The 22579-nt window shown below is 58.9% G+C and carries 26 protein-coding genes, 1 other RNA gene and 1 riboswitch; of the genes, 13 read left to right on the forward strand and 14 right to left on the reverse strand.

Annotated features, from left to right (window positions below):
* The first annotated feature begins 118 nt into the window (after positions 1-118).
* Complete coding sequence (locus BLT54_RS03550; protein ID WP_074641081.1) at positions 119-1090, forward strand: NADPH:quinone oxidoreductase family protein; 972 nt, start codon at positions 119-121, stop codon at positions 1088-1090.
* 14 nt (positions 1091-1104) lie between these two features.
* On the opposite strand, the gene BLT54_RS03555 is transcribed toward BLT54_RS03550, so the two are convergent.
* Positions 1105-1983 carry a LysR family transcriptional regulator gene (locus tag BLT54_RS03555; RefSeq protein WP_074641083.1) on the reverse strand — a complete coding sequence of 293 codons (879 nt, stop codon included), beginning with the start codon at positions 1981-1983 and terminating at the stop codon, positions 1105-1107.
* A 122-nt stretch (positions 1984-2105) separates the two neighbouring features.
* Between BLT54_RS03555 and BLT54_RS03560 the strand changes: the two genes are divergently transcribed.
* Positions 2106-2330 carry a DUF1127 domain-containing protein gene (locus BLT54_RS03560; RefSeq protein ID WP_009572863.1) on the forward strand — a complete coding sequence of 75 codons (225 nt, stop codon included), beginning with the start codon at positions 2106-2108 and terminating at the stop codon, positions 2328-2330.
* Between the two features lie 258 nt (positions 2331-2588).
* The gene (locus BLT54_RS03565; protein WP_074641085.1) at positions 2589-3359 is read left to right on the forward strand and encodes a Bax inhibitor-1/YccA family protein; all 771 of its coding nucleotides are present in this window, start codon (positions 2589-2591) and stop codon (positions 3357-3359) included.
* A 74-nt stretch (positions 3360-3433) separates the two neighbouring features.
* Here the strand turns inward: BLT54_RS03565 and BLT54_RS03570 are convergent, their stop codons facing one another.
* On the reverse strand, positions 3434-4021 hold the full coding sequence (locus BLT54_RS03570; protein WP_083351665.1) for a GNAT family N-acetyltransferase: 588 nt from the start codon (positions 4019-4021) through the stop codon (positions 3434-3436).
* A gap of 180 nt (positions 4022-4201) precedes the next feature.
* Positions 4202-4369 carry a 50S ribosomal protein L33 gene (gene rpmG, locus BLT54_RS03575; RefSeq protein ID WP_009572866.1) on the reverse strand — a complete coding sequence of 56 codons (168 nt, stop codon included), beginning with the start codon at positions 4367-4369 and terminating at the stop codon, positions 4202-4204.
* Positions 4370-4599: 230 nt separating this feature from the next.
* Positions 4600-4766, forward strand: a riboswitch (FMN riboswitch).
* Positions 4767-4847: 81 nt separating this feature from the next.
* Between rpmG and BLT54_RS03580 the strand changes: the two genes are divergently transcribed.
* Positions 4848-5756: a DMT family transporter gene (locus BLT54_RS03580; RefSeq protein ID WP_074641087.1), complete on the forward strand. Its 909-nt coding sequence runs from the start codon at positions 4848-4850 to the stop codon at positions 5754-5756.
* A 136-nt stretch (positions 5757-5892) separates the two neighbouring features.
* Positions 5893-6414 carry a GNAT family N-acetyltransferase gene (locus BLT54_RS03585; protein WP_074641089.1) on the forward strand — a complete coding sequence of 174 codons (522 nt, stop codon included), beginning with the start codon at positions 5893-5895 and terminating at the stop codon, positions 6412-6414.
* Positions 6415-6579: 165 nt separating this feature from the next.
* Here BLT54_RS03585 and BLT54_RS03590 read toward each other — a convergent pair whose 3' ends face one another.
* From BLT54_RS03590 to BLT54_RS03625, 8 genes are all read right to left on the reverse strand, one after another.
* Positions 6580-7290, reverse strand: a complete 711-nt coding sequence (locus tag BLT54_RS03590) for a DUF533 domain-containing protein (protein WP_009572869.1) — start codon at positions 7288-7290, stop codon at positions 6580-6582.
* 343 nt (positions 7291-7633) lie between these two features.
* Complete coding sequence (locus tag BLT54_RS03595; protein WP_074641091.1) at positions 7634-8386, reverse strand: SDR family oxidoreductase; 753 nt, start codon at positions 8384-8386, stop codon at positions 7634-7636.
* A 205-nt stretch (positions 8387-8591) separates the two neighbouring features.
* Positions 8592-9002: RNase P RNA component class A (gene rnpB, locus BLT54_RS03600), an RNA gene on the reverse strand.
* A 13-nt stretch (positions 9003-9015) separates the two neighbouring features.
* The gene (locus tag BLT54_RS03605) at positions 9016-9639 is read right to left on the reverse strand and encodes an N-acetylmuramoyl-L-alanine amidase (RefSeq protein WP_074641502.1); all 624 of its coding nucleotides are present in this window, start codon (positions 9637-9639) and stop codon (positions 9016-9018) included.
* Between the two features lie 83 nt (positions 9640-9722).
* Positions 9723-10412: a hypothetical protein gene (locus BLT54_RS03610; protein WP_074641504.1), complete on the reverse strand. Its 690-nt coding sequence runs from the start codon at positions 10410-10412 to the stop codon at positions 9723-9725.
* A gap of 39 nt (positions 10413-10451) precedes the next feature.
* The gene (gatA, locus tag BLT54_RS03615; RefSeq protein WP_074641093.1) at positions 10452-11933 is read right to left on the reverse strand and encodes an Asp-tRNA(Asn)/Glu-tRNA(Gln) amidotransferase subunit GatA; all 1482 of its coding nucleotides are present in this window, start codon (positions 11931-11933) and stop codon (positions 10452-10454) included.
* On the reverse strand, positions 11933-12220 hold the full coding sequence (gene gatC, locus BLT54_RS03620; RefSeq protein WP_074641095.1) for an Asp-tRNA(Asn)/Glu-tRNA(Gln) amidotransferase subunit GatC: 288 nt from the start codon (positions 12218-12220) through the stop codon (positions 11933-11935). Before gatC ends, gatA begins: the two co-directional genes overlap by 1 nt.
* A gap of 67 nt (positions 12221-12287) precedes the next feature.
* A complete protein-coding gene (locus BLT54_RS03625; protein WP_074641097.1) occupies positions 12288-12929 on the reverse strand; it encodes a ceramidase domain-containing protein in 642 nt (213 codons plus the stop codon).
* 69 nt (positions 12930-12998) lie between these two features.
* On the opposite strand from BLT54_RS03625, the gene BLT54_RS03630 reads away from it, so the two are divergent.
* Complete coding sequence (locus BLT54_RS03630) at positions 12999-13718, forward strand: metal-dependent hydrolase (protein ID WP_074641099.1); 720 nt, start codon at positions 12999-13001, stop codon at positions 13716-13718.
* Between the two features lie 6 nt (positions 13719-13724).
* Here the strand turns inward: BLT54_RS03630 and BLT54_RS03635 are convergent, their stop codons facing one another.
* Together BLT54_RS03635 and BLT54_RS03640 are read right to left on the reverse strand one after the other, a co-directional pair.
* Entirely contained in the window at positions 13725-13973 is a 249-nt protein-coding gene (locus BLT54_RS03635) for a peptidase (RefSeq protein ID WP_074641506.1), read from the reverse strand.
* Positions 13974-14411: 438 nt separating this feature from the next.
* Positions 14412-14861: a nucleoside deaminase gene (locus BLT54_RS03640; RefSeq protein ID WP_074641101.1), complete on the reverse strand. Its 450-nt coding sequence runs from the start codon at positions 14859-14861 to the stop codon at positions 14412-14414.
* 197 nt (positions 14862-15058) lie between these two features.
* On the opposite strand from BLT54_RS03640, the gene BLT54_RS03645 reads away from it, so the two are divergent.
* The 7 genes from BLT54_RS03645 (at position 15059) to BLT54_RS03675 (ending at position 22132) form a co-directional block, all read left to right on the forward strand.
* Positions 15059-15682, forward strand: a complete 624-nt coding sequence (locus BLT54_RS03645) for an OmpW/AlkL family protein (RefSeq protein ID WP_074641103.1) — start codon at positions 15059-15061, stop codon at positions 15680-15682.
* 180 nt (positions 15683-15862) lie between these two features.
* Positions 15863-17323 carry a pseudouridine synthase gene (locus tag BLT54_RS03650; RefSeq protein WP_074641105.1) on the forward strand — a complete coding sequence of 487 codons (1461 nt, stop codon included), beginning with the start codon at positions 15863-15865 and terminating at the stop codon, positions 17321-17323.
* A 199-nt stretch (positions 17324-17522) separates the two neighbouring features.
* Positions 17523-18428 (forward strand): 5-bromo-4-chloroindolyl phosphate hydrolysis family protein, encoded by a 906-nt coding sequence (locus tag BLT54_RS03655; RefSeq protein WP_074641107.1) that lies wholly within the window; start codon positions 17523-17525, stop codon positions 18426-18428.
* Positions 18429-18465: 37 nt separating this feature from the next.
* Positions 18466-19647: a toxic anion resistance protein gene (locus BLT54_RS03660; protein ID WP_074641109.1), complete on the forward strand. Its 1182-nt coding sequence runs from the start codon at positions 18466-18468 to the stop codon at positions 19645-19647.
* Complete coding sequence (locus tag BLT54_RS03665) at positions 19647-20612, forward strand: DUF2927 domain-containing protein (RefSeq protein ID WP_083351666.1); 966 nt, start codon at positions 19647-19649, stop codon at positions 20610-20612. The genes BLT54_RS03660 and BLT54_RS03665 overlap by 1 nt, the downstream gene beginning before the upstream one ends.
* 18 nt (positions 20613-20630) lie before the next feature.
* A complete protein-coding gene (locus tag BLT54_RS03670) occupies positions 20631-21743 on the forward strand; it encodes an SPFH domain-containing protein (RefSeq protein ID WP_074641111.1) in 1113 nt (370 codons plus the stop codon).
* A 68-nt stretch (positions 21744-21811) separates the two neighbouring features.
* Positions 21812-22132, forward strand: a complete 321-nt coding sequence (locus tag BLT54_RS03675; RefSeq protein WP_143026727.1) for a hypothetical protein — start codon at positions 21812-21814, stop codon at positions 22130-22132.
* 23 nt (positions 22133-22155) lie between these two features.
* Here BLT54_RS03675 and BLT54_RS03680 read toward each other — a convergent pair whose 3' ends face one another.
* Positions 22156-22539: a CZB domain-containing protein gene (locus BLT54_RS03680; RefSeq protein WP_074641115.1), complete on the reverse strand. Its 384-nt coding sequence runs from the start codon at positions 22537-22539 to the stop codon at positions 22156-22158.
* Between the last annotated feature and the right edge of the window lie 40 nt (positions 22540-22579).

Here is a 22579-nt window from a genome sequence, read left to right on the forward strand (position 1 = left end):
CCTCCCGCCCCACTGGCCTCCCCCCGCACCGTATCCGCCCTGTAAAGAGAGGCAAATGCGACTCGCACAGGCCCTAAATCGCATAGACAGGTCACGCCAGACAGGCCAAAATCGCGCCATGACACAAACAACCAAAGCATACCGCGTTACCGCGTTTGATCTGCCACCCGAGCTAAAAGAGATGCCTCTGGGCTCCCCTGACGCGGATCAAGTGCAGGTCAAAATCCATGCAAGCGCCCTCAATTTTGCCGACACATTGATGTGCAAAGGCACCTATCAGGACACGCCGACACCGCCCTTTACCCTCGGGTTGGAGTTGGCCGGTGAGGTGGTGGCGCTTGGCAAGGAGGTCACAGACCTCGCACTTGGGCAGCGCGTGGCGGTGTTTTCCGGTCAGGGCGGGCTTGCGACCTTTGGGAACTTTTCCGCCTCCCGCTGTGTGCCAATCCCCGACGGCCTTGGCTATGACACCGCAGCGGCGCTGCAAATCGCCTATGGCACGTCGCATATGGCGCTGAGCTATAAGGCCCGGCTGATGCCCGGCGAACGGTTGGTCGTCACCGGGGCGGCGGGGGGTGTGGGGTTGACGGCGGTGGAGATTGGCAAACGGATGGGCGCGGAGGTGATCGCCATCGCGCGCGGAGCGGATAAATTGGCCGTGGCGCAAAGAGCCGGAGCCGATCATCTGATCGACGCTGAGGCGGGCGACATCCGCGACCAGATCAAGGCGCTTGGCGGTGCCGATGTGGTCTATGACGCGGTCGGAGGGGACTTGTATGAGGCCTGTTTTCGCGCCACCAACCCGGATGGGCGCATTCTTTTGATCGGGTTTGCCGGCGGCGGACTGCCCCAGATCAAACCCAATCACATGCTGGTGAAAAACATCACGCTGATCGGCTTTTACTGGGGCGCCTATTTGGGTTTTAAACCCGCGCCGTTTTTGGCCTCGCTGAGCCAGTTGTTCGACTGGGCCGCGCGCGGCGAGATCACGCCGCATATTTCAAATCGCTTGCCGCTCTCACGGGTGGACGACGCGATGGATCTGATCCGATCCCGTCAGGCCACGGGCAAGGTGATCGTCACGCCCTGAGGCGCAAGGCGCATTCACTGTGCCGCGAGCCGCGCCCCTATGCGGTAGTTATAGGCGTTGCGGATCAAATCGCGCAGGGTGGTCTCCGCCTCGCCCTTCATCAGATCAGAGGCGTAGAGGTTGATCTTTTTATGGGCCAGTTCCGGCAGCGCCCCGCCATGATGAATCGGCTCCGTCTGCGGCGGGGTCGAGCCTTCCAAGATCGCATGCACCGCAAGATCGGCGGACACGGAGGCCTCGATCGTGCGGGTTTGATCGCTTTCAATGCCCATTTCCCACGGAATGCCCGCCCGATCCAACGCCTCCTGAACGCCCTTGCGGAACACGCATTTGTGCTCAAACGCCAGACGCAGTGGCCGTTGCCGCCAAGCACTACCGCCAATTGCCCCGATCCAGACCAAAGGCAGTTCGGCAATGGTTTCGCCGCCCGCATCCAACCCGTCTTCGGTGGTCATGATCAAATCCGCCTCGCCGCGCGCAAACATCTCTTTCAGTTTGAGCGTGTAGGAGGAGACAAGATTGACCCGCATCCGCGGAAAATTGGCGTGAAACTGTTGCAACACCTGTGGGATCGACGGGTAGACGATATCATGGGGCACGCCGAGGACGATCTCGCCCTCGTATTCCTGCGCAGTGAGACGGCCATAGACCTCATCATTGAGTTCCAACATCCGCCGCGCATAGGACAAAAGCTGTTCGCCCGACGCGGTCAGCGCGATGGTCCGGGCCGAACGATCCAACAGATGGGAATCGAGGCTTTCCTCCAGCCGTTTGAGCTGCATCGACACTGCCGATTGCGTCAGATTGAGATAGCCTGCCGCACGGGTCACGCCGCCGCAATCGGCAACGGCGACAAAGGAGCGCAGGGCGGTGATGTCGAGATTACGGGCCATATCAATTCCTGTGATCTATTTCGCAACAAGCATTCATTTTATTTGTTGAGCATGATCAGCGATACAGATCAAGGAAAATGATTCCACGCCCAGCATAGTTCACCATTTAGAAAGGATTGACGATGTTCGCGAAAGCTCAAACTCTGGCCCCGACCTGCACCACGGGCGCACGCCGCGCACCGTCCTTTTTCTCTCGCCTGCGCGCTGCCATGGCCCTCTCAAAACAACGCCGCAGCTTGGCACAATTGGATGATGCTTTGCTTGACGACATTGGCCTGACCCGTTTTGAGGCCCTGCGCGAGGCAGAGCGTCCGCTTTGGGATGCGCCACGCCATTGGATGCGCTGAACAGCCGTTCGATCATGCGACAAACAGGCCAGACTCCGGGCCAGCGCCCCTGCCCCACCCCCATTTGAACCGCGACATCTAAAAGTGTCGCGGTTTTTTGATTTTTTTCGCCTCACGACACATATTAATAGGGGCCAAAAAGAAACACGCTGATTGTGACCCGCATGAGCTTGAAATCCCCTCCCAAACTGCCAATATCAGAGAGGAAATCCCGAATTTTTCGGGGCGTAGTGATTTTGACGCACAGGAGTACAGTCCATGGCTGACTACAGAACGGTCCACGCAGGCGCAGGTGCCCGCTCTGCTGAGGTGGACGCGGGTCTTCGCACCCATATGAACAAAGTATACGGCACCATGTCGGTGGGCCTTTTGGTCACCGCTTTGGCCGCTTGGGCGCTGTCCAACCTCGCGGTGAGCGCCACCCCGACCGAATATATGGTGAAGGATGGCGAATATCTCACCAGCCTTGGCTATGCGCTTTACGCCTCCCCGCTGAAATGGGTGGTGATGTTTGCGCCGCTGGCGATGGTGTTTGGCTTTGGTGCCGTGGTGTCCCGCCTCTCCGCCGCCGCGACCCAAACCTATTTCTATGCCTATGCCGCTTTGATGGGCCTGTCGCTCAGCTCGATCTTTTTGGTCTTCACCGGCGCTTCCATCGCGCAGACCTTCCTTGTGACCTCCGCAGCCTTTGCCGGTCTGTCGCTTTGGGGCTACACCACCAAAAAAGACATCTCGGCTTGGGGATCGTTCCTCATCATGGGGGTGATCGGCCTTTTGATCGCCTCTGTTGTGAACATCTTCCTCAAATCTTCCGGGCTTGAGTTCGCGATCTCTGGCATTGGTGTTTTGATCTTTGCGGGCCTGACCGCCTATGACACACAAAGAATCAAAACCGACTATATCGCCCATGCGCATGCGATGGACGGTGAGTGGTTGGCGAAATCGGCCATCATGGGCGCGCTGAACCTCTACCTCGACTTCATCAACCTGTTCATGTTCCTGCTGCAATTCCTGGGCAACCGCGATTGATCCGCAGACGGACTTGAAATGCCAAAGGGCCGGTCACTGTGACCGGCCCTTTTTATGTCTCTAAACATGTCAGCTTACGCGATCAAATCCCGCGCCATCTGTACCGCTGGCAGGGCCACACCGGGCCGCAGCATCAGATCGACATCACCAGACATGGCAAAGCCATGCGCCTCATAAAACGGTTGGGCCGTCAGGGTGGAGAGGCAACACATCCGCGTCACGCCGGTGCGCTGCGCATTGGCCAGAACGTGATCCAAGACCACGCTGCCAACCCCACGCCGGACATAATCGGGATGCACCGCCACGCGCCGCATATGGCCGATCTCGCGCGGGCCAACACCGCCAAAGGGGCTGGCCTGGGTCCATCCCCCCGCCGCAATCAGATCGCCGCCGCCGGTTTCAGCGACAAAGAACGTGCCGCTGTTCAAAAGCCGTGGCGAGGTCACCAAGAGGGGCGGCAAAACCTTTGCCAAAATCGCTTCGGAATAGTCGGCTCTGAGCAACTCGCCGTAAGAGGCGCGGAACAAATCGTCAATCTGCATCGTGTCCGCCGGCATCGCTTGGCGCATCACAAAGGGTGGCAGCTCAGGCCGCCGGTCCATCACCGCCAAAGCCTCGCTCAGGCTCGATGGTCTCTCATCTAATGGATCACACTCTAACATATCTCAGGCCTCTCCTGTGGGCCGCGCTTGGCGGCAAACGGTGATCTCTCAGGGTCTCTCTATGGGGATCTCTGGGGATCAGGGGGTGAGGCAGTCAGGCGGGGGGATGTTGAAAAAGAAAACCCGCGTGACCGTCTCTCGGGTCGCGCGGGTTTTGCATTTCGGTGTCTTCGGAAGGGCTTACTTGATTTTGCCTTCTTTGTACTCGACGTGCTTACGCGCGACCGGGTCGTATTTTTTTACGACCATCTTTTCGGTCATGGTGCGGGCATTCTTTTTGGTCACGTAAAAGTGGCCCGTGTCCGCGGTCGAGTTGAGACGGATTTTGATCGTCGTCGGCTTCGCCATTTTGAATACTCCAGTTATCTCATGCAACGGGGGCGTCCGGGCCGACCCGTGGAATCCTTGAAGCCCGCCTTTTAAGCCCTTGCGGCCCCGAGTCAATGGTGTTCGGTCGGGTTTTGCCAAAAAACCACATGTGCCGTCCATTCCTTTTCTCGCACAATGCCCCTGCACGTCTGACACTTGCGCCGATGCCGCGCTGTGCATAGCTTACGCGTCGCGGTCATTGGGACCGCAAAACCTCTCAGGGCGGGGTGAGATTCCCCACCGGCGGTAAGCAACGACGCGCAGGCGTTGATGTAAGCCCGCGAGCGCCACGGGCACCTTTACAGAGGCGCCCTGGGACAGCAGATCCGGTGTGACTCCGGGGCCGACGGTATAGTCCGGATGAAAGAGAGTTGGATGCGGGATGGGGGCTTTTGGCCCCTGCCCCATGTCCTTCTGTGCCTTGAGTTATGTGCGGCAACGAAAAAGGACACGCCACATGACTCGTTCCCCCTCCGGCCTTTGGGCCACGCTCGGCCCCGCGCGCGCCGGTGCGCTTTTGATGATCCTCGCAGGCGCTTTGTTTGCCGTGATCAACACCCTCACCCAATATGTCACGATGATGCAGGGCGTGCCCTCCGCACGTCTGGCGTTTTGGCAATATTTCATCGCCTTGCTGTTTTCCGCCCCATGGGTGATCCGCCACGGGCTGCGTGCCATGGCCACCAACAGCCTGTGGTCACATTTGATGCGGGTGGCGGCGGCCACCATCGGAGTCCAGCTTTGGATCGCCGGGCTGGCGCATGTGCCGATCTGGCAGGCCATCGCCTTGATCATGCTCTCGCCGTTTTTTGTCACCTTGGGCGCGGGCCTCATTCTGCGCGAAGACACCAGTTTGGCGCGCTGGTTGGCCGTCACCTTGGGGTTCGTGGGCGGGATGATCATCCTCGCGCCCTGGTCCGAACGCTTTTCGATCTACGCGCTCTACCCGGTGGGCGCTGCGGCGTTTTGGGCGCTGACCTCATTGTTGACCAAACGCATGACCCGGACCGAGACGCCCGAAAGCCTCACCGTCTATCTGTTGCTCTTGCTGACACCGGTGAATTTCGGCCTCGCTTTGGGTGACGGCATTGCGCTTGATCTTGGCCTGTCGGGTGGGATCGTGTTGCTGGCGGGGGTTTTGACCGCCATGGCGCAATATGCGATTGCCAAGGCCTATTCCATCGCCGATGCCGCCTATCTTCAACCGTTTGACCACCTCAAATTGCCGCTCAATGTGGTGTTGGGGGTTGCCGCCTTTGGCTTTGTCCCGCCGGGGTCGATGTGGATCGGGTCACTGATGATCCTGTCGGCATCGTTTTATTTGCTCCGCCAAGAAAGCCGGAATGCACAGATGGCTGCCGCCTGAGAGCGCGAGCACCGCGTCGCGCAATGTTGGGCTCAACGTCACGCATGTCTGACCCAAGCCGACCTTTAACGCAAGATCCACGAAGGTCGGCTGTGCGAAACTTTTCTGCCGTCAGCCGATGTGCTAAAGGCTTGGCATGACACGGCACGAGATCAATACCGAGCGGCTACTGCTAAGGGGCTGGAAGCCTGAGGATCACGCGCCCTTCGCGGCAATGTGCGGCGACCCTGAGGTCATGCGTTACATTGGAAATGGCTCAACCCGGACCCCAGACGATGCGGCGCGATACATTGGGTCGTTTGAGAGAGAGTGGACCGAGCGAGGCTTCGGGTTGTTTGCGGTTGAATCCAAGCAGACCGGTGGTTTGATTGGATTTACGGGCTTGTCTTGGCCGGGTTTTTTACCGGAAGTCCTGCCGTCCATTGAAATTGGCTGGAGGTTTTCCAAGCCAAGCTGGGGGAAAGGTTACGCAAGCGAAGCCGCATCTGCCGCTCTTTCGTTCGGCGTGAATGAATTGGGCATCACGGACATTGTGAGCATTTATCAAATCGGGAACGGAGCGTCGGCGCGCATCATGCAAAAGCTCGGTATGGTTTTTGACCGAAGAACCATTGACCCAACCTGCGAGCGCGAGGTCGAGGTCTATCGCCTACCTTAGCACTAAGGGGAGGCGTGGGCGCCTTTGATCCAGCCGACGCATCTCGTACCACCGTCCAACGTCCCATTTTGGCTCAGTTTGCCACGCGGAGATCAAAATCATCTGACGGTCAACAGCCCCCAAAAGGGCGGCCCGAAAACCGCCCTTTCGCCTCAAAGTCTCAGCTTACAAAACCGGTTTGCCCATCGACTGATGGATTTCCGCCTGTTTCGCCGGGTCCATCATCAAGGATTGCGCGAGACCCATCAAAAACGTCTTTTCCGCCTCGGTGTCGACAGAGATGGCCATCAGGGCTGCGGCATAGACCTGAGCGCTCGCAGAGGTGCCCGCATCCTTGGCCAGCGCCATCGGATCAACAGGCGCGTCCAATTCCGCCTGCACAAAGGCGATTTCTTCGTCCGAGGCGTCTTTGAGTTGATCCAGAATTTTGGTGCGCTCTTCGGCGTCAATTTCGCCGTCCGCCTTGGCCGCCATGATCATCGCCCGGATCATCAGCTTGGCGTTTTCTTCAGAAGCCGCGCCGACCGGCGTGCCCTGTGTCACCGAGGCAAACATATCGGTCATCGAAGCCGCGCCAGAGGCCGCCGCCCCGCTCATCGCCGAGAACAATGATCCAAGCCCGGCTTCGGTCGCCTCGGACATATCGGCGGCTTGGTTGCCAAATTTGCCCATCATGTCACGCACCGCAGCAGAGCCGCCCGGAAAGCCGAATTTCTCAGCCATCTGGCCCATTTGATCGGCCACACTGCCGGGATTGCCGGATTGACGCATGGCTTCGCGCACGCCATCCATCCCGCCCATCTTTTTCACTTTCTCCACGCCTTTTGCCGCGGCAAAGCCGATCGCCAAAGTTGTCAAAGTCCGTACAAAACTCATTGGGACACTCCCTTATAGATTTCTCTCAAACTCATACTGCGCGCAAAAATCCTTTGTGCCAACGGGGAGAATGCCGCCATCCCCCCAACAACTGGAGTTTTGCGCGTTAAGACCCAGTGGTAAGATCCAGTGGGCGGCACCCGCACGGGAGGGCGTTGGTCTATTTGGAAATCAGTTTCTAAAGTGTTTTGCTATCATATAATCTTAAATTTAAGATCATAATCCCGCTGCCTTATCTCGTCTGCTCGGGGGATTTCGGACCTTCGCAACAGGTTGCACGGAATTCACCTCAGCGGACAAACCGGACACTGGCTGTTTGTTTGCCGGTGTCCGGTTTATCGTTCTACAGTTTATTTATGGAGTTTCCCCCATCGGCGATCATGGCGCTGCCGGTCACGAAAGACGCGTGATCGGAAAGCAAAAACAAGGCTGCGTTAGCAATTTCGGACGGCTCTGCCATGCGCTTGAGCGCGTGGAAACCGCGCACGACGTCATGAAAACCGGCATCATCACCGGCCATGGGCGTCATCGTGCCTCCCGGGAGGAGCGCGTTCACGCGGATGTTTTCAGGCCCGTGTTCTACCGCGAGAACCTGTGTCATGCCGATAAGCCCCGCCTTCGCAGCGGCGTAGGCCCCCATGCCGGGCAAACCGATTGTGTGTCCCACGAATGAGGAGGTGAACACAATCGAACCGCCACCACGTTTGCGCATCGCAGGGATCTGGAATTTGGCCGCATAGAACCCGCTATTCAGGTTGACTGCCATCACTTTATGCCAATTGCTGTCTGCCATGTCGGGGATTGGACCCATGTCTCCCGTGACACCCGCGTTGTTGAAAGCGCCGTCGAGGCCGCCAAAACGCGACTCCGCAAGCGCCACCAACGCTTCGGCGTAGCCGCCATCCTCGACGTTCCCCGCGAGGAAAGCCGCCTCGCCACCGTTGGCAGAAATGTCCTCTGTGATTTGCTCAAGCAGTTCGTCTCGGCGCGCTCCGAGAACCAGCTTCGCTCCTTCAGCTGCGAAAATTCTGGCGGCGGCGGCTCCAATGCCACTGCTCGCGCCGGTGATGATAATTGTCTTTCCGTTGAGAAGCATTCCTATCTCCATATGTTGAGGACTGGGAGATGCTTAGCAAGATCGAGACTGCTGACCGACCCGCTTCTTGCGCAATTACCATCTGTCTGCTCCGAAAGACCGCCGTTCATTGCCGATGCAGCGTCGATCACTCAGGGCTGTTCCTGCCATTCTCTACGAAAGGCGCCAATCTCGGCTATGCCCCGTTTGAAAAGATGAAAGAAATATACGCGGACGGCCTATAAGCCGGATTCTGTCTCAGCGGTATGACCCGCCGTGGATAACCATTCCTCTAGGCCTGCTGTTACCAACAGGCTCAAGCTGCCAACCCGGACGTCTCGGGCTCAAGCGTCCCTGCGGGCGGTATGCAAAGCACACGGTCCCCGCGCGAAGTCCCTATTTGGCATTGCTCCCGGTGGGGCTTGCCGTGCCGGTCCTGTTGCCAGTCCCGCGGTGGGCTCTTACCCCACCGTTTCACCATGACCCCCGTATGAGAGGGCTGTCTGTTCTCTGTGGCGCTGTCCCTAGGGTTGCCCCCGCCGGGCGTTACCCGGCACCGTTGCTTGATGGAGTCCGGACTTTCCTCGCGCAAACGCCCCCGAAAGGACGCGTTGCCCGCGATTATCCAGCCATCCGCGTATCTGTGCGACTTAGGCGAGCCAGTCGTCCGGGTCAACGGGAAAGCGTGTCGCCAGATCATGCGCCATGGCCATATCTATGGCATCAAGGGGGCCGTGATGATTGGGCCGAAAGCGGGCGCGAAAGGCGGGCAACAGCGCCTCAATCGGCGCATCGGGATAGCCAAACGCCGCGAGACCTTGCAAAAACTCACCCTCATGGGCCTCAAAATCCAGTGAAATTTGCGGCCAGACGGACAGGCCGCCGAGCGCCAGTCTGCGCCAATCAAAGCGCGGGCCGGGGTCGATTTTGCGCGAGGGCGCCATGTCGGAATGGCCAATGACGCGTTCGGGCGCCATGAACCAGCGTTCGATGATGTCGGTCAAAAGCCGCTCCAACGCGTCCATTTGATCAGCGGCAAAGGGCGCTGTGCCGGGGCTGGCCAGTTCGATGCCGATCGAATGAGAATTCACATCGGTGACGCGGCCCCATTGCCCCGCCCCCGCGTGCCAGGCGCGTTTGTCCTCATCGACAAGACGCAAAATCGCGCCCCGACCATCAATCAGGTAATGGGCGGACACGTCGTGATCCGGGCAACAGAGCCGTTCCAAGGCGGCATCGGTGGAGGTCATGGCGGTGTAATGCAACACCACCATATCCGGGCGGACACCACCGCGCCGCTCGCCAAAATTGGGTGATGGGTGATCAAGGATATCAGGCACGACAGTCAAATCGCGGATCAGCGCGCACGCGCAGCCAAACGGAAGGGCGCGGGGTCCCAGCTACAGGCGAAACCATCGCCATCGGGATCAAGCCCCTTGGCGTTGCGTTCCGGCCCGCCACTGGACAGGAAATCCTCCTGTGCCAGATCGGGCGACGGGTATTTGGCACAGGCGCGTGCCGCACGGGTCTGCGCGCCGGGGATCAGACGTGAATAAAGCGCTTCGCCAACGCGATTGGTGGTCGACAAGGCGAACTCAACAATCGTGGCCGCATCCTTGGTTGGGCGGGTCGGCACGGCAGTCGGCTGAATGGTCACATAGGAGTCTTTGTTGGCCGCGACACGGGCGGCGTCTTGTTCGATCGAACGCTCGGAAGCAACCGCATCGAAATTGTTTTCCGAAGAAATCCCGATGGCGTTGGTCACCGCTTTGGGCGCGGGCCCCACAGGTGTGGACGTGTTTTCCGCCGCATCAATCGCCGCGGTGGCTTCCGCCGAAATCGCCTGAGTGTCGAGACCTGTGGTTGCGCCTGTGGTCACGCCTTCGCTTTGACCACGCCCATCGCCATTGGCAATCAACTCGGCCTCACGTTGGGCCTGATAATCCGCATAGGAGTTAAAGCCCACGCCGGAGCCGCTGTCCGGCACGGGAGTTTCGCAAGCCGCAAGGGCAATCAAGGAAATCAAGGCGTAAGAGGCGCGGCGCATCGGCGGCAAGCTCCAAGGATGAGGTCAGTTCGGCGTCCCTTACCACCATTTTTCCGGCTTGGAAACAAAGCCCGCAGCCGTCTCAAGCGAATGGGCGATATTCAGCAGATCACCCTCTTCCCACGGCCGCCCGATGAGTTGCAACCCCAACGGCAGCCCCTTGGCCGACAGGCCCGCCGGCACGGACACCCCCGGCAGACCCGCCAAGTTGACCGTAACGGTGAAGACGTCATTGAGATACATCTGGATCGGATCGCTGTCCGACATTTCACCCAGACCAAAGGCCGCCGACGGCGTGGCGGGAGTCAGGATCGCATCGATCCCTTGGGCAAACACGTCCTCGAAATCCTTTTTGATCAGGGTGCGGACTTTGCGCGCGCGGTTGTAATAGGCGTCATAGAACCCGGCCGAGAGCACATAGGTGCCAACCATCACGCGGCGCTGAACCTCGTGGCCAAAGCCTTCGGCGCGGGTCTTTTCATACATGTCATCAATGCCGTCACCCGCCGCCAATTTGGCACGGTGACCATAGCGCACCCCATCATAGCGCGCGAGGTTGGACGAGGCTTCGGCGGGCGCGATCACATAATAGGCGGGCAGCGCGTATTTGGTGTGGGGCAGCGAAATCTCGACCACCTCAGCCCCCGCCGCGCGCAGCATGTCCGCGCCTTCGTCCCAGAGTTTGGCGATCTCTTCGGGCATCCCGTCCATGCGGTATTCTTTCGGGATACCGATTTTCTTGCCTTTGATGTCGCCGGTCAGCATGGCCTCAAAATTCGGCACGGCCAGATCGGCGGAGGTGCTGTCTTTCGCGTCATGGCCGCACATGGCTTCCAACATGATCGCCGCATCGCGGGTGGTTTTGGTCATCGGCCCGGCCTGATCCAGAGAAGAGGCAAAGGCCACCACACCCCAGCGCGAACAGCGCCCGTAGGTCGGTTTGATCCCGACAATGCCGGTGAAGGCGGCGGGTTGGCGGATCGAGCCACCGGTGTCGGTGCCGGTTGCGGCCAGACACAGGTCCGCCGCCACAGCCGCCGCAGAGCCACCAGAGGAACCACCCGGCGTCAAGGCACGATCATCGACCTTCCACGGGTTGACCGCATTGCCATACACAGAGGTTTCATTCGACGACCCCATGGCAAATTCATCCATGTTGAGCTTGCCCAACATCACAGCACCCGCGTCAAACAGTTTGGTGGTGATGGTGCTCTCATATTCGGGTTTGAAGCCCTCAAGGATGCGCGACCCCGCCTGGGTATCGACACCTTTGGTGGCAAACAGGTCTTTGATCCCGATCGGCAGGCCACACATCGCAGGCGCATCGCCAGACGCAATGCGGGCATCCGCCGCTTTGGCCTGTTCCATCGCGATGTCGGGCGTGTTGTGCACAAAAGCGTTGAGCGCGCCGGAGGCGGCAATCGCGGACAAACAGGTTTCGGTCACCTCAACAGAGGTGAAATCGCCTTTGCGCAGACCGTCACGGGCCTCGGACAGGGTGAGTTTATTGAGATCAGACATTATTCAACCACCTTCGGAACCGCAAAAAAGCCTTCGCGCGCATCGGGCGCGTTTTTCAGGATTTTCTCTTGCATATTGCCATCCGTGATCTCATCGACCCGGCGCTTGAGGCGCTGCGGCGTGACCGAGGTCATCGGTTCGACGCCGTCAACATCCACTTCGGAGAGTTGCTCGATAAAGCCAAGCACAGCGTTGAACTCTTCGGCCAATGCGGGCAGCGCGTCTTCCTCAACCCGGATGCGGGCGAGTTTGGCGACCCGGCGTGCGGTGTCGATGTCAATAGACATGGTTGGGCTCCGTCTTTTCTGTTGCACAGGGCTTTTGACATGGCTTTATCGCGCAGGCGCGCGGCCTTCAAGCCTCCTTCAAGCCAATGTGGTTGGCGTAGACCGCGATCATATGCGCCAAAACCACGGCATTGAGCAGATGCCAGAGGAAATGCGTACCCATGGGCCAGATCGCGCAGATCGGATCATCCAACATGCGAAAGCCGATGGAGAGGCACAACAACCCCGCCCCCACCGCCAAGCCGCGCGCGGTTTGGGGCGCGATGGATTTCAGCAGATAGGCGTAGATGAAAATCAACATTGGCACCGGCGCATAGGCCGCCGACGATCCAAGACCGAGCTTGGCAAACAGCGGCATGGTGGCGGCGGCAAAGGGGAAAAACAGCAGGGTCACAAGACCGGTTTTCAAGGGCGTGAGACCAAAGAAATCCCGCGTGGCTGCGAAAATATAAAGCAGGATAAAACCAAGGATCGGCGCGGTGTCGGCCAAAGCGCCCCAGCGCGTGGCCGTGGTGTGAAAGGCGAAAGACCCAAAGCCGATGAGCATCAACACGACAGCCATGGCCCGCGCCAAAGGGTGATGGCGGGTGCGCGGCCACATCCAAAGCGCCGCCAGCACAAAGGCCAGATTGGTCAGCGCATTGACGGGTTCTGACCAAAATGTGAAATCCACCCGCTCACAATAGCCATCGAATTGCTCTGTCCACATGTGATTTTTCCCGCTCCTGTGCTAGCTTTTCCCAAGCAGCCGTTTGAGGACTATATAGGGAGAGGTCGCATGAAAATCACTTGGCTTGGACATTCCGGTTTTCGCATCGAGATCGCGGATCAGGTTTTGCTGATTGACCCGTGGCTTGCGGGCAACCCGGCCTTTCCCGAAGACCGCGCATCGGAGGCCACCACAGGCGCAACGGCGATCTTTCTCACCCACGGCCATGGCGATCATGCCTCGACCACCCTGCCCGTGGCACGCGACACGGATGCGATGATCTATTGCATCCATGAACTATCACTTATCTTGGGGGCCGAGGGCGCGCAGGTCACGGGCTTTGGCAAGGGCGGCACGATCACCTTAGGCGAAGGCACTTTGGGCGAAGGCGACGCGGCGGTGCGGGTCACGATGGTGAACGCGGTGCACTCTTCCTCAATTGATTTCAAAGACGGCGCACCGCAATATGCGGGCGACCCGGCGGGCTTTATGATCTCGGGCGAAGGCCACACGATCTATGTCTCTGGCGACACCGATCTCATGGCCGATATGGCGTGGTTTGCCGATCTGCATCAGCCCGACATCGGCATTCTCTGCGCCGGGGGCCATTACACGATGGACATGACCCGCGCCGCCTATGCCTGTCAAAAATTCTTTGATTTCAAAACGGTGATTCCGTGCCACTGGGGCACGTTCCCGCTTTTGGCGCAGAGTTGTGATCCGCTGGTCTACGCTCTGGACGACGGCGTGGTCAAAGTGCCCGAGGTGCTTGTCGCCATCGAGATTTAACCACCGTTACGCCCCGAGCACCAGATAACGCCCAATGCCGTACACATAAAATGCGGCAAACAGGATGTTGATCCATTTCAACTGCCGTTCGGAATGCAACCATCCCATCCCCAGCCAAATAAGGCAAAACGGCAGCGACAGAAACAGGTTCAGCGGATACCAGTTTTGTACGATGGCAACCGTCGAGGCGACGCCCAACAGCAGGGCAAGGTTTTTCAGATGCCGTTCATGGCGCAACAGGGTGGTTTCGATCATCAGACACTCGCGCAGAGACCCGCAAGGGCCAACCCACGCGGATGGCCCCAAAAACGGGCGTAATTTCAAGGATTTGGGATGGTGCACGGGCCAAGCCTGTGCGTGCCCTGCCTAACCGATCTTGGTGGCCGATACAAGAGCGCGCGGCTCAGTTCTGACCCGCGGCCTCTTCCATCACCCCAAGCACCACGCCCTGCGTGAGATCAAGCACCGCGTCCAATTTGACCCGAAACGCCGCAATGTCCGGTGGTCACGGTGATATTTTGGGCACATCCGGGGCGCGCGGCGAAGATCAAGGGCAGCATCAAAGCGAGTGCATCGCTGAGCGGCTTTCATCTGTCTCTCCTTTGAGACCTTTGAGACCCTCGATACAGATATTACGGCGACCGACAGGAACTCCTACGCGAGGCACAGACTTTAAGATGGGGCGGGCGCAGTTTAGCGCCGGGTGGCAAAAAACGCCTTAAGCATGGCTTCGGCCCGATCCGCCGCGATGCCGTCATAAACCTCGGGGGCGTGGTGGCATTGGGCGTGCGAAAACACCCGCGCGCCATGGGCGACACCGCCGGATTTTGGGTCTTCTGCGCCGTAATACAACCGGGAAATCCGCGCGTTTGACATCGCCGCCGCGCACATCGGGCAAGGTTCCAACGTCACGTAAAGATCATAGCCCGGCAGGCGTTCTTGGCCCAGTTTGGCACAGGCGGCGCGGATGGCGACGATCTCGGCATGGGCCGTGGGATCATTGTCGGCGCGGGTTTGATTGCCACCGCGCCCGACGATCTCGCCTGTTGGTGACACAACGACCGCGCCCACAGGCACTTCGCCGCGGGCCTCGGCCAAAGCCGCCTCGATGAACGCATCATCCATATAAGAGCGAAAAGACATGGCCTTTCCTGACGTGGAATCGCCGTCGACGCAAGGCACGCTTCGCGACATTGGCCTGCATTTTGCGCCTCACATGCCCGCGCGCGCGCGCCCGACAGATTGACGCAGCCCCAGGCAAATTGATGCAAATCAAAGCTCTTGCCTGATCCGAGGCAGACGGTCCGCCACACGCGCGACGTAAGACATTAGGACACACTATGAAAAAGACGACACTTTTTGCCACCGCTCTCGCTCTCACTCTCGCCGGGATGTCCGGCGCAACCGCGCAAGAGGCGGGCACCATGTCTCTTGGCCTTGGCCTTGGTGGGGTGATGCCAAAATCCGACAACGGAACCATTCTGGGCGGAGCCAACACGCTTGATATCGGCGACAGCGTCCGACCGACCATCACATTTGAGTATTTCGTCGCCAATAACATTGGCATCGAAGTGCTCGGTGCCGTGCCATTCATGCATGACATTGACGCCTCCGGCCTGGGCCGCATCGGCTCGACCAAACACCTGCCGCCGGTCATCTCAGTGCAATATCATTTCAACGGTGGCGAACAGTTCTCGCCCTTTGTTGGCGTTGGTCTCAACTATACGGCGTTTTTCGATGAGACCGCCAAAGGCGCAATCGCTGGTAGCGATCTGGACCTCAGCGATTCTTGGGGCGTCGCGCTTCATGCGGGCTTTGACTACAAAATGAGCGATCACGGCGCATTCCGGACCGATGTGCGCTGGATCGACATCAACAGCGACGTCAAACTCGATGGTGCAAAAATTGGCACAGCCGAAATCGACCCTTGGGTCGTTGGCATGTCCTACGTCTACACGTTCTAAACGGCCCCCCGTCCAAGAGATTGGATGGGGCCTCACACCCCATCCATGATGGCCCGGCCTGCACTTGCCCTCGTGCGGGCCGGTTTTATGTCAAAGGCCTCAGAAAACCACGCAATCCAAGCAAAGCTCTTTTAAACGGGGCTATGTCAGAGTATGAGCGGCCCAAAGAGAGGCCTTTTCATGACCGACGACACGCCCAAAGACACACCCAAAAAACCGTCCAAACCCACCGGCTACAAAAGCCACGCCAAACCGCATTCCAAACCGGGATCGGATCATTCTGGTGACGCGGACAAGCCCCATCCGGGGGATCGCATCGCCAAAGTGCTCTCGCGCGCGGGCATTTCCTCGCGGCGCGAGGCCGAAGAACTGATCAATGAAGGCCGCGTGACGGTCAATGGTCGCAAAGTGGTCTCCCCCGCGCTCAACGTCATGCCGAAAGACCGCATTTATGTCGACGGCAAAGAAGTGGGCGAACCCGAGCCGCCGCGCGTGTGGCTTTATCACAAGCCTTTGGGCCTTGTGACCACGGCCAAGGACGAAAAAGGCCGCGAAACGGTGTTTGACAAATTGCCGGTGGAAATGCCGCGGGTGATGTCTGTCGGCCGGTTGGATATCAACTCCGAGGGTCTGCTTTTGTTGACCAACGATGGCGAGGTCAAACGCAAACTTGAGCTGCCTGACACCGGCTGGCTGCGCAAATACCGGGTGCGGGTCAAAGGCACGGCCTCTGAGGCCACTTTGGACACGCTGCGCAATGGCATCACCATTGATGGCGAGGACTTTCAGGGCATGGAAGTCACCTTTGATCGGCAACAGGGTGCCAATGCCTGGCTGACCGTCGGTCTGCGCGAAGGCAAAAACCGCGAAATTCGCCGTGCGATGGAGCATATCGGTCTGGTGGTGAACCGCCTGATCCGGCTGTCTTATGGCCCGTTCCGCCTTGGCACCTTGCAACCCGGTCAGGTCGAAGAGGTCCGCGCCCGTGTGCTGCGCGATCAGTTGGGCATGGATCTTGAGGTTGGCGATGGCGGGTTTTCCAAACGTGGCGCACCGCAAGGCGCGAAACGTGCGGTGTCGCGCGATGGCAAGCCGGGCGGTCCGCGCACCGAAACCAAAGGCCGCAATGACGCGCGTGGAGGTTCTGGGGGCGGCGATCGCCGCACAGACGGCAAAGCGCCGTTCAAACCACGCGGTGACAAACCGGCCTATGGCGACCGCGATGATCGTTCCGGCGGTAAACCGGGCGGCAAACCGCGCGGCGAGGGCGGCTTTAACTCCCGTGATGATCGTGACGGCAAGCCGGGTGGCAAACCGGGCGGTTTCAAACGTCGCGACGATGCGGGCGGCGGTCGGCCCGAGGGCGGGTTCAAGAAACGTGATGGTGATTCTCGGGGTGATTTCAAATCCCGCAGCGATTCACGAGGCGATTCACGGGGTGAGCGCGATGGCAAACCCGCAGGTCGCCCCTTTGGCAAACCGGGTGGCAAACCGGGCGGGAAACCGGGGGCAAAACCGGGCGGCTTCAAATCCGCAGGGTTTAAAAGCCACGGCGGCGGCGCGGAGGGCAAACCCCGCTCCTCCGGGTTCAAATCCCATGGGAGCAAGCCGGGCGGGAAACCGCCCAGAGGCAAGAGCTGATACAAGAACGCAGGGGAAAGGGGGGCATTTGCTCCCCTTAACTCTTTCACAGTGCGCCGTTTCTTCCTATATCTGGACCTGAACACTGCGTTTGATCGAAAGGGTGGTCATGAGCGACAGTCCGTTTTCAAAACTGGCCTATTATCTTTTGGTCGCACTGACCTTTTACGTCACGATCAAAGCGCAGGGGATGTGATCCATGGCGCAACGGTATGGTTCGACCTATTCGCCCGATGGCAGCCCGAAAACATCGGCAAAACCGGAGGGTGCGGGCACGCCGCCCCCCCCGAAACATCGCCCTTTTGATGGCAAACGTCCGTCCCGTGTTGGCGCGCGTTCGAACCTGTTGTTTTACGCGGGACTGCCCTTGTCATGGAAAGCATTTTCCGCTGAACCCATTGTTATGGCGGGTTATTTGGCGGCCTTGGGATGTCTTGTCGGCGCGGCGTTTTTGACCCGCGAAGGGTTAAAGGCCGAGGAGGCCTATGAGGCGCGCAAAATCTCGCGGCGTCCGGCGATCCCGCGCAAAATCTTTGGCTCTGTTTTGACCGGCGTCGGGCTTGGCCTTGTCGGCTGGTTCGGCTGGGGCGCTCTGGAGACGGTGATTTTTGCCAGTCTCGGCACCGTGCTGCACAGCCTCGCCTTTGGCTTTGATCCGTTGAAAAACAAAGGCATGGACGACATTGACACGTTTCAACAAGACCGGGTGTCCAAAGCGATTGACGAAGCTGAGGCGCATTTGAACACCATGCGCGAAGCGTTGTCGCGGTCGGGCGACCGGGCCGCCGAAACCCGCCTTGACGCCTTTATCAAAACCGCCCGCGACATGTTTCGCACCGTCGAAGACGACCCGCGCGACCTGACAGCCGCCCGCAAATATCTTGGGGTTTATTTGCTGGGCGCGCGCGATGCGACGGTCAAATATGCCGACCTTTGGGCGCGCACCAAAAACGCTGAGGCGCGTCAGGATTGGTTTGCCCTGCTCGACGATCTCGAACAAAATTTCGCCGCACGCAATGAGGCGTTACTTTTGGGTAGCAAAACTGATCTTGATATCGAGATCGAGGTCCTGCGCGACCGTCTTGCCCGCGAAGGCATCAAATAAAACAAACTTTTCAAGTTCTTAACTGGGGAACCGTTCCATGTCCGACACCACCCGCCAAAAGGCCGAAGCCGCATTGAAAGACGTCGAAGCCGTCACCGCCGTTGTCCTCGCCGAGCCAAAGGGCGAGTTGATCGACCCGGTGGCTTTGGCCAACACGCCTTTGAGCGCGGAAATCGAGCGCGCGAAATCCGAGATCAACATGGGCGACACCAATTCGATCGTCCGCTTTGGCTCGGGTGCGCAGGCCGAATTGCAAGAGATTTCACAAGCGATGCTGGAAGATGTGCGCAACAAAGATGTGGGGCCTGCGGGCGACTCTCTGCGCTCCATCGTGACCACCATTCGCGGATTTTCCGTGTCCGAACTCGACGTGCGCCGCAACCGAAGCTGGTGGGAGAAACTGTTGGGCCGTGCGGCGCCAATGGCGAAATTCATCGCCCGTTACGAGACCATTCAAACCCAGATCGACAAGATCACCGACAATCTTTTGACGCATGAGCACAAGCTGCTCAAAGACATCAAATCGCTCGATATGCTCTATGATAAGACGCTGAATTTCTATGATGAATTGGCGATTTACATTGCGGCGGGCGAATTGAAAATCAAAGAATTGGACGAAGGCGAAATCCCCGCTCTGGCCGCCGCGGTGGAGGCCGCGCCCGAGCAGGACCAAGTGATCAAAGCGCAGGAATTGCGCGATCTGCGCGCCGCGCGTGACGATTTGGAACGTCGGGTACATGATCTGAAACTGACCCGCCAGGTGACGATGCAGTCCCTGCCTTCGATCCGGTTGGTGCAGGAAAACGACAAATCTCTGGTCACCAAAATCAACTCCACACTGGTCAACACCGTGCCGCTTTGGGAAACCCAATTGGCCCAAGCCGTGACCATTCAGCGCTCGACCGAGGCCGCGAAAGACATCAAAGCCGCCACGGATCTGACCAACGAACTGTTGACCGCGAATGCTAAAAACCTGCGCGAGGGCAACAAAATCGTTCGTACAGAAATGGAACGCGGCGTGTTTGACATCGAGGCCGTGAAAACCGCCAATGCCGAATTGATCGCCACCATTGAGGAAAGCCTTCAGATCGCCGACGAGGGCAAACGCAAGCGCGCCGAGGCCGAGGTCGAACTCAAAACCATGGAAGCCAATCTGCGCGACACCTTGGCCTCTGCCAAAGCCACAGGCAACGCCGCCGGGCCATCGGTGCGTTCCTGATGCGTCCCTTGGGTCGGGCAAGATTGACAGCCATCGGCGCGGGCGCAGGGCTTGTGCTGTCGGCCTGTGTGCCCGGCCCAACCACGCCGCCCATCGCGCGCCCGCCCAGCCATGCCTCGCAACCCGTTTTGCGTCCAGACAGCACCAACGTCACCCCGCGCAGCACGGAAAGCCGTTTGCTTCAGACCTATTTTGCACGGGTTCAGGCCGATCTTTTGGCCAATGACCTGTTGCGCACGGACGGGGGCGGGCCGGATACGCCCTTTTCTGCGCGCCAGCTTGCGGTGAATTTTGACGCCATCGCGCTCAATGACGAATATACCTCGGTGGGCGGGCGGTTTGTCGCCAAAACCACGCCCTCTGATCTGCATCGCTGGGATGTGCCCGTGCGGATCGGCATTGAATTCGGCACCTCTGTGCCGCTGGAACAGCGCCAAAAGGACCGTGCGACGATTGAAAGTTTTGCCGGGCAACTGGCCCGTGCCTCGGGCCATTCGGTCAGTGTGTCCTCCCGCCCGAACTTCAATATTCTGGTGCTCAACGAAGACGAACGCCGCGCCATTGGCCCGCGTCTGAGCCAGCTCATTCCGGGCATCGGCGCGAATGCGATCCGTTCTGTCATCGACATGCCGCGCTCGACCTATTGCTTGGTGATCGCCTCTGATCCGGCCAATGATGGCGCGTATCGCAAGGCCGTGGCGATCATCCGCGCCGAGAACCCGGACCTGTTGCGCCGCTCGTGTTTTCATGAGGAAATCGCTCAAGGCCTGGGATTGGCCAATGACAGCCCGCGCGCACGGCCGTCGATTTTCAACGACGACGAAGAATTTGCGTTGCTGACCCGCCATGACGAACTTTTGCTGCGGATGCTCTATGATCCGCGTCTGGCGCCCGGCATGAGACCCGAAGTTGCCCGCCCGATATCTGTCGTGATTGCACACGAATTGATGGGCGAAGATATTTGACGACCACAGGAGGCCCCGATGGGTATTTTCGATTTTCTCTCTGGCGAATTCATTGACGTCATCCATTGGACGGATGACACCCGCGACACGATGGTGTGGCGGTTTGAACGCGAAGCGCATGAGATCAAATACGGGGCCAAACTGACCGTACGCGAAGGTCAGGCGGCGGTGTTTGTGCATGAGGGGCAACTGGCGGATGTGTTTTCGCCGGGACTTTATATGTTGGAAACCAACAACATGCCAATCCTCACCACGCTGAACCATTGGGATCACGGGTTCAAATCGCCGTTCAAATCCGAGGTCTATTTCGTCAACACCACGCGGTTTTCCGACCTCAAATGGGGCACGAAAAACCCGATCATCTGCCGCGACCCGGAATTCGGTCCGGTGCGCATCCGCGCCTATGGCACATACACGGTCAAAGTCTCTGATCCGGCGCTGTTTTTGACCGAAATCGTCGGCACAGACGGCGAATTCACCATGGATGAAATCTCGTTCCAAATCCGCAACATCATCGTACAGGCCTTTAGCCGCATCGTCGCAAGCTCTGGCATCCCGGTGTTGGACATGGCGGCAAACACGGCTGATTTGGGCAAATTGGTCGCCAGCGAGATCACCAAAGTGGTGTCTGAATACGGCCTGATCATCCCGGAATTTTACATTGAAAACATCAGCCTGCCCGAGGCGGTTGAGGCGGCGATGGACAAGCGCACCTCGATGGGAATCGTTGGCAACCTCGATGGCTATATGAAATTCAACGCCGCCGAAGCCATGGGGGCAGAAAACTCGGCGATGGCGTCTTCGATGGGGGCGGGCATGGGCGCCGGCATGGGGATGGCGATGGCCGCACAAACAGGCCCATGGGGCGCGCGTCCTGCCGCCTCAGCTCCCGCACCGGTCGCTCAAACCCCGCCCCCGCCAGTCGAACACGTCTGGCACATCGCCGAGAATGGCGAAACAACCGGCCCGTTTTCCAAGGCGGAAATGGGGCAGATGGCCGCAAAGGGGACACTCAAACGCAGCTCTTACGTCTGGACCCCCGGTCAGGACGGGTGGTTGCTGGCCGAAGATGTGCGCGAATTGGCACAGCTTTTCACCATCGCGCCGCCGCCGCCTCCGCCGGGTGCGTAACGCTCATGCCTCTTGCTCCTCGGGTGCATCGGTCGCCAGATTGCGACCGGTCCGCCACAAATGCCAAAGTGACTGAGATCGCCCTCGCCCTCATGGGTGTGGGCGAAGTGGATCATGGGGTGTTTTCTGAGACGGCAAGTTGGGATCAAACCGCGACGCCCTGTGTGCTTGGGCGCGACGCAATCACGGCGCATCTACTGAATAAGGTGCCGCCGCAAAGTATTTCGATTGATCAGGTCGTCTGCCACGGCAAAGCGGCCACCGTTTCCGGGCGTTTGACCAGAGACGGGATTGGGACCATGGTATTTTGCCATGTCATCCGCTTCACCGACTCGTCTTGCCGCCAGGTCGGGCAGGCCGTGAGTTTTGAACACCGTGACGCCGCATGAAACAGCATCGCAGCCTTGTCGCATTAGGAAAACCTGCGGAAATCTTCGCGCCAATCGTTGAGATTGATGATCAACGAATTGGTCATCCGTTTGAAATGGGGCGCTTCATAGCCTTTGCGCGCCGCCGCGCGATCGCCATTTTCAACATGAACCGCGATCTTGCCCGCCTCGACATGAAACCGGCTGTGCATATTTTTGATCGTCGCGAATTTTTTCATCGCCGGATCATTGGCAGACGGCGACAGTCCAGCCAGCCATTTGCCAAATTCGCATTGATCATCACAGGAGATGTCCTGTGATGTCTTTTCCAGTTTACCGTGATCAATACACTCAGAAAACGCCCGCGTCCAAGAGGCATGGGCACAAATGGCATCGAGAACTTGCCTGTCTTCATCGTTATTCAGCAAAAACCATCTCCATATATATCACCGCACATCGTGCTTTGGC

The organism is Celeribacter baekdonensis (assembly GCF_900102315.1).
Taxonomy (GTDB): Bacteria; Pseudomonadota; Alphaproteobacteria; order Rhodobacterales; family Rhodobacteraceae; genus Celeribacter; species Celeribacter baekdonensis.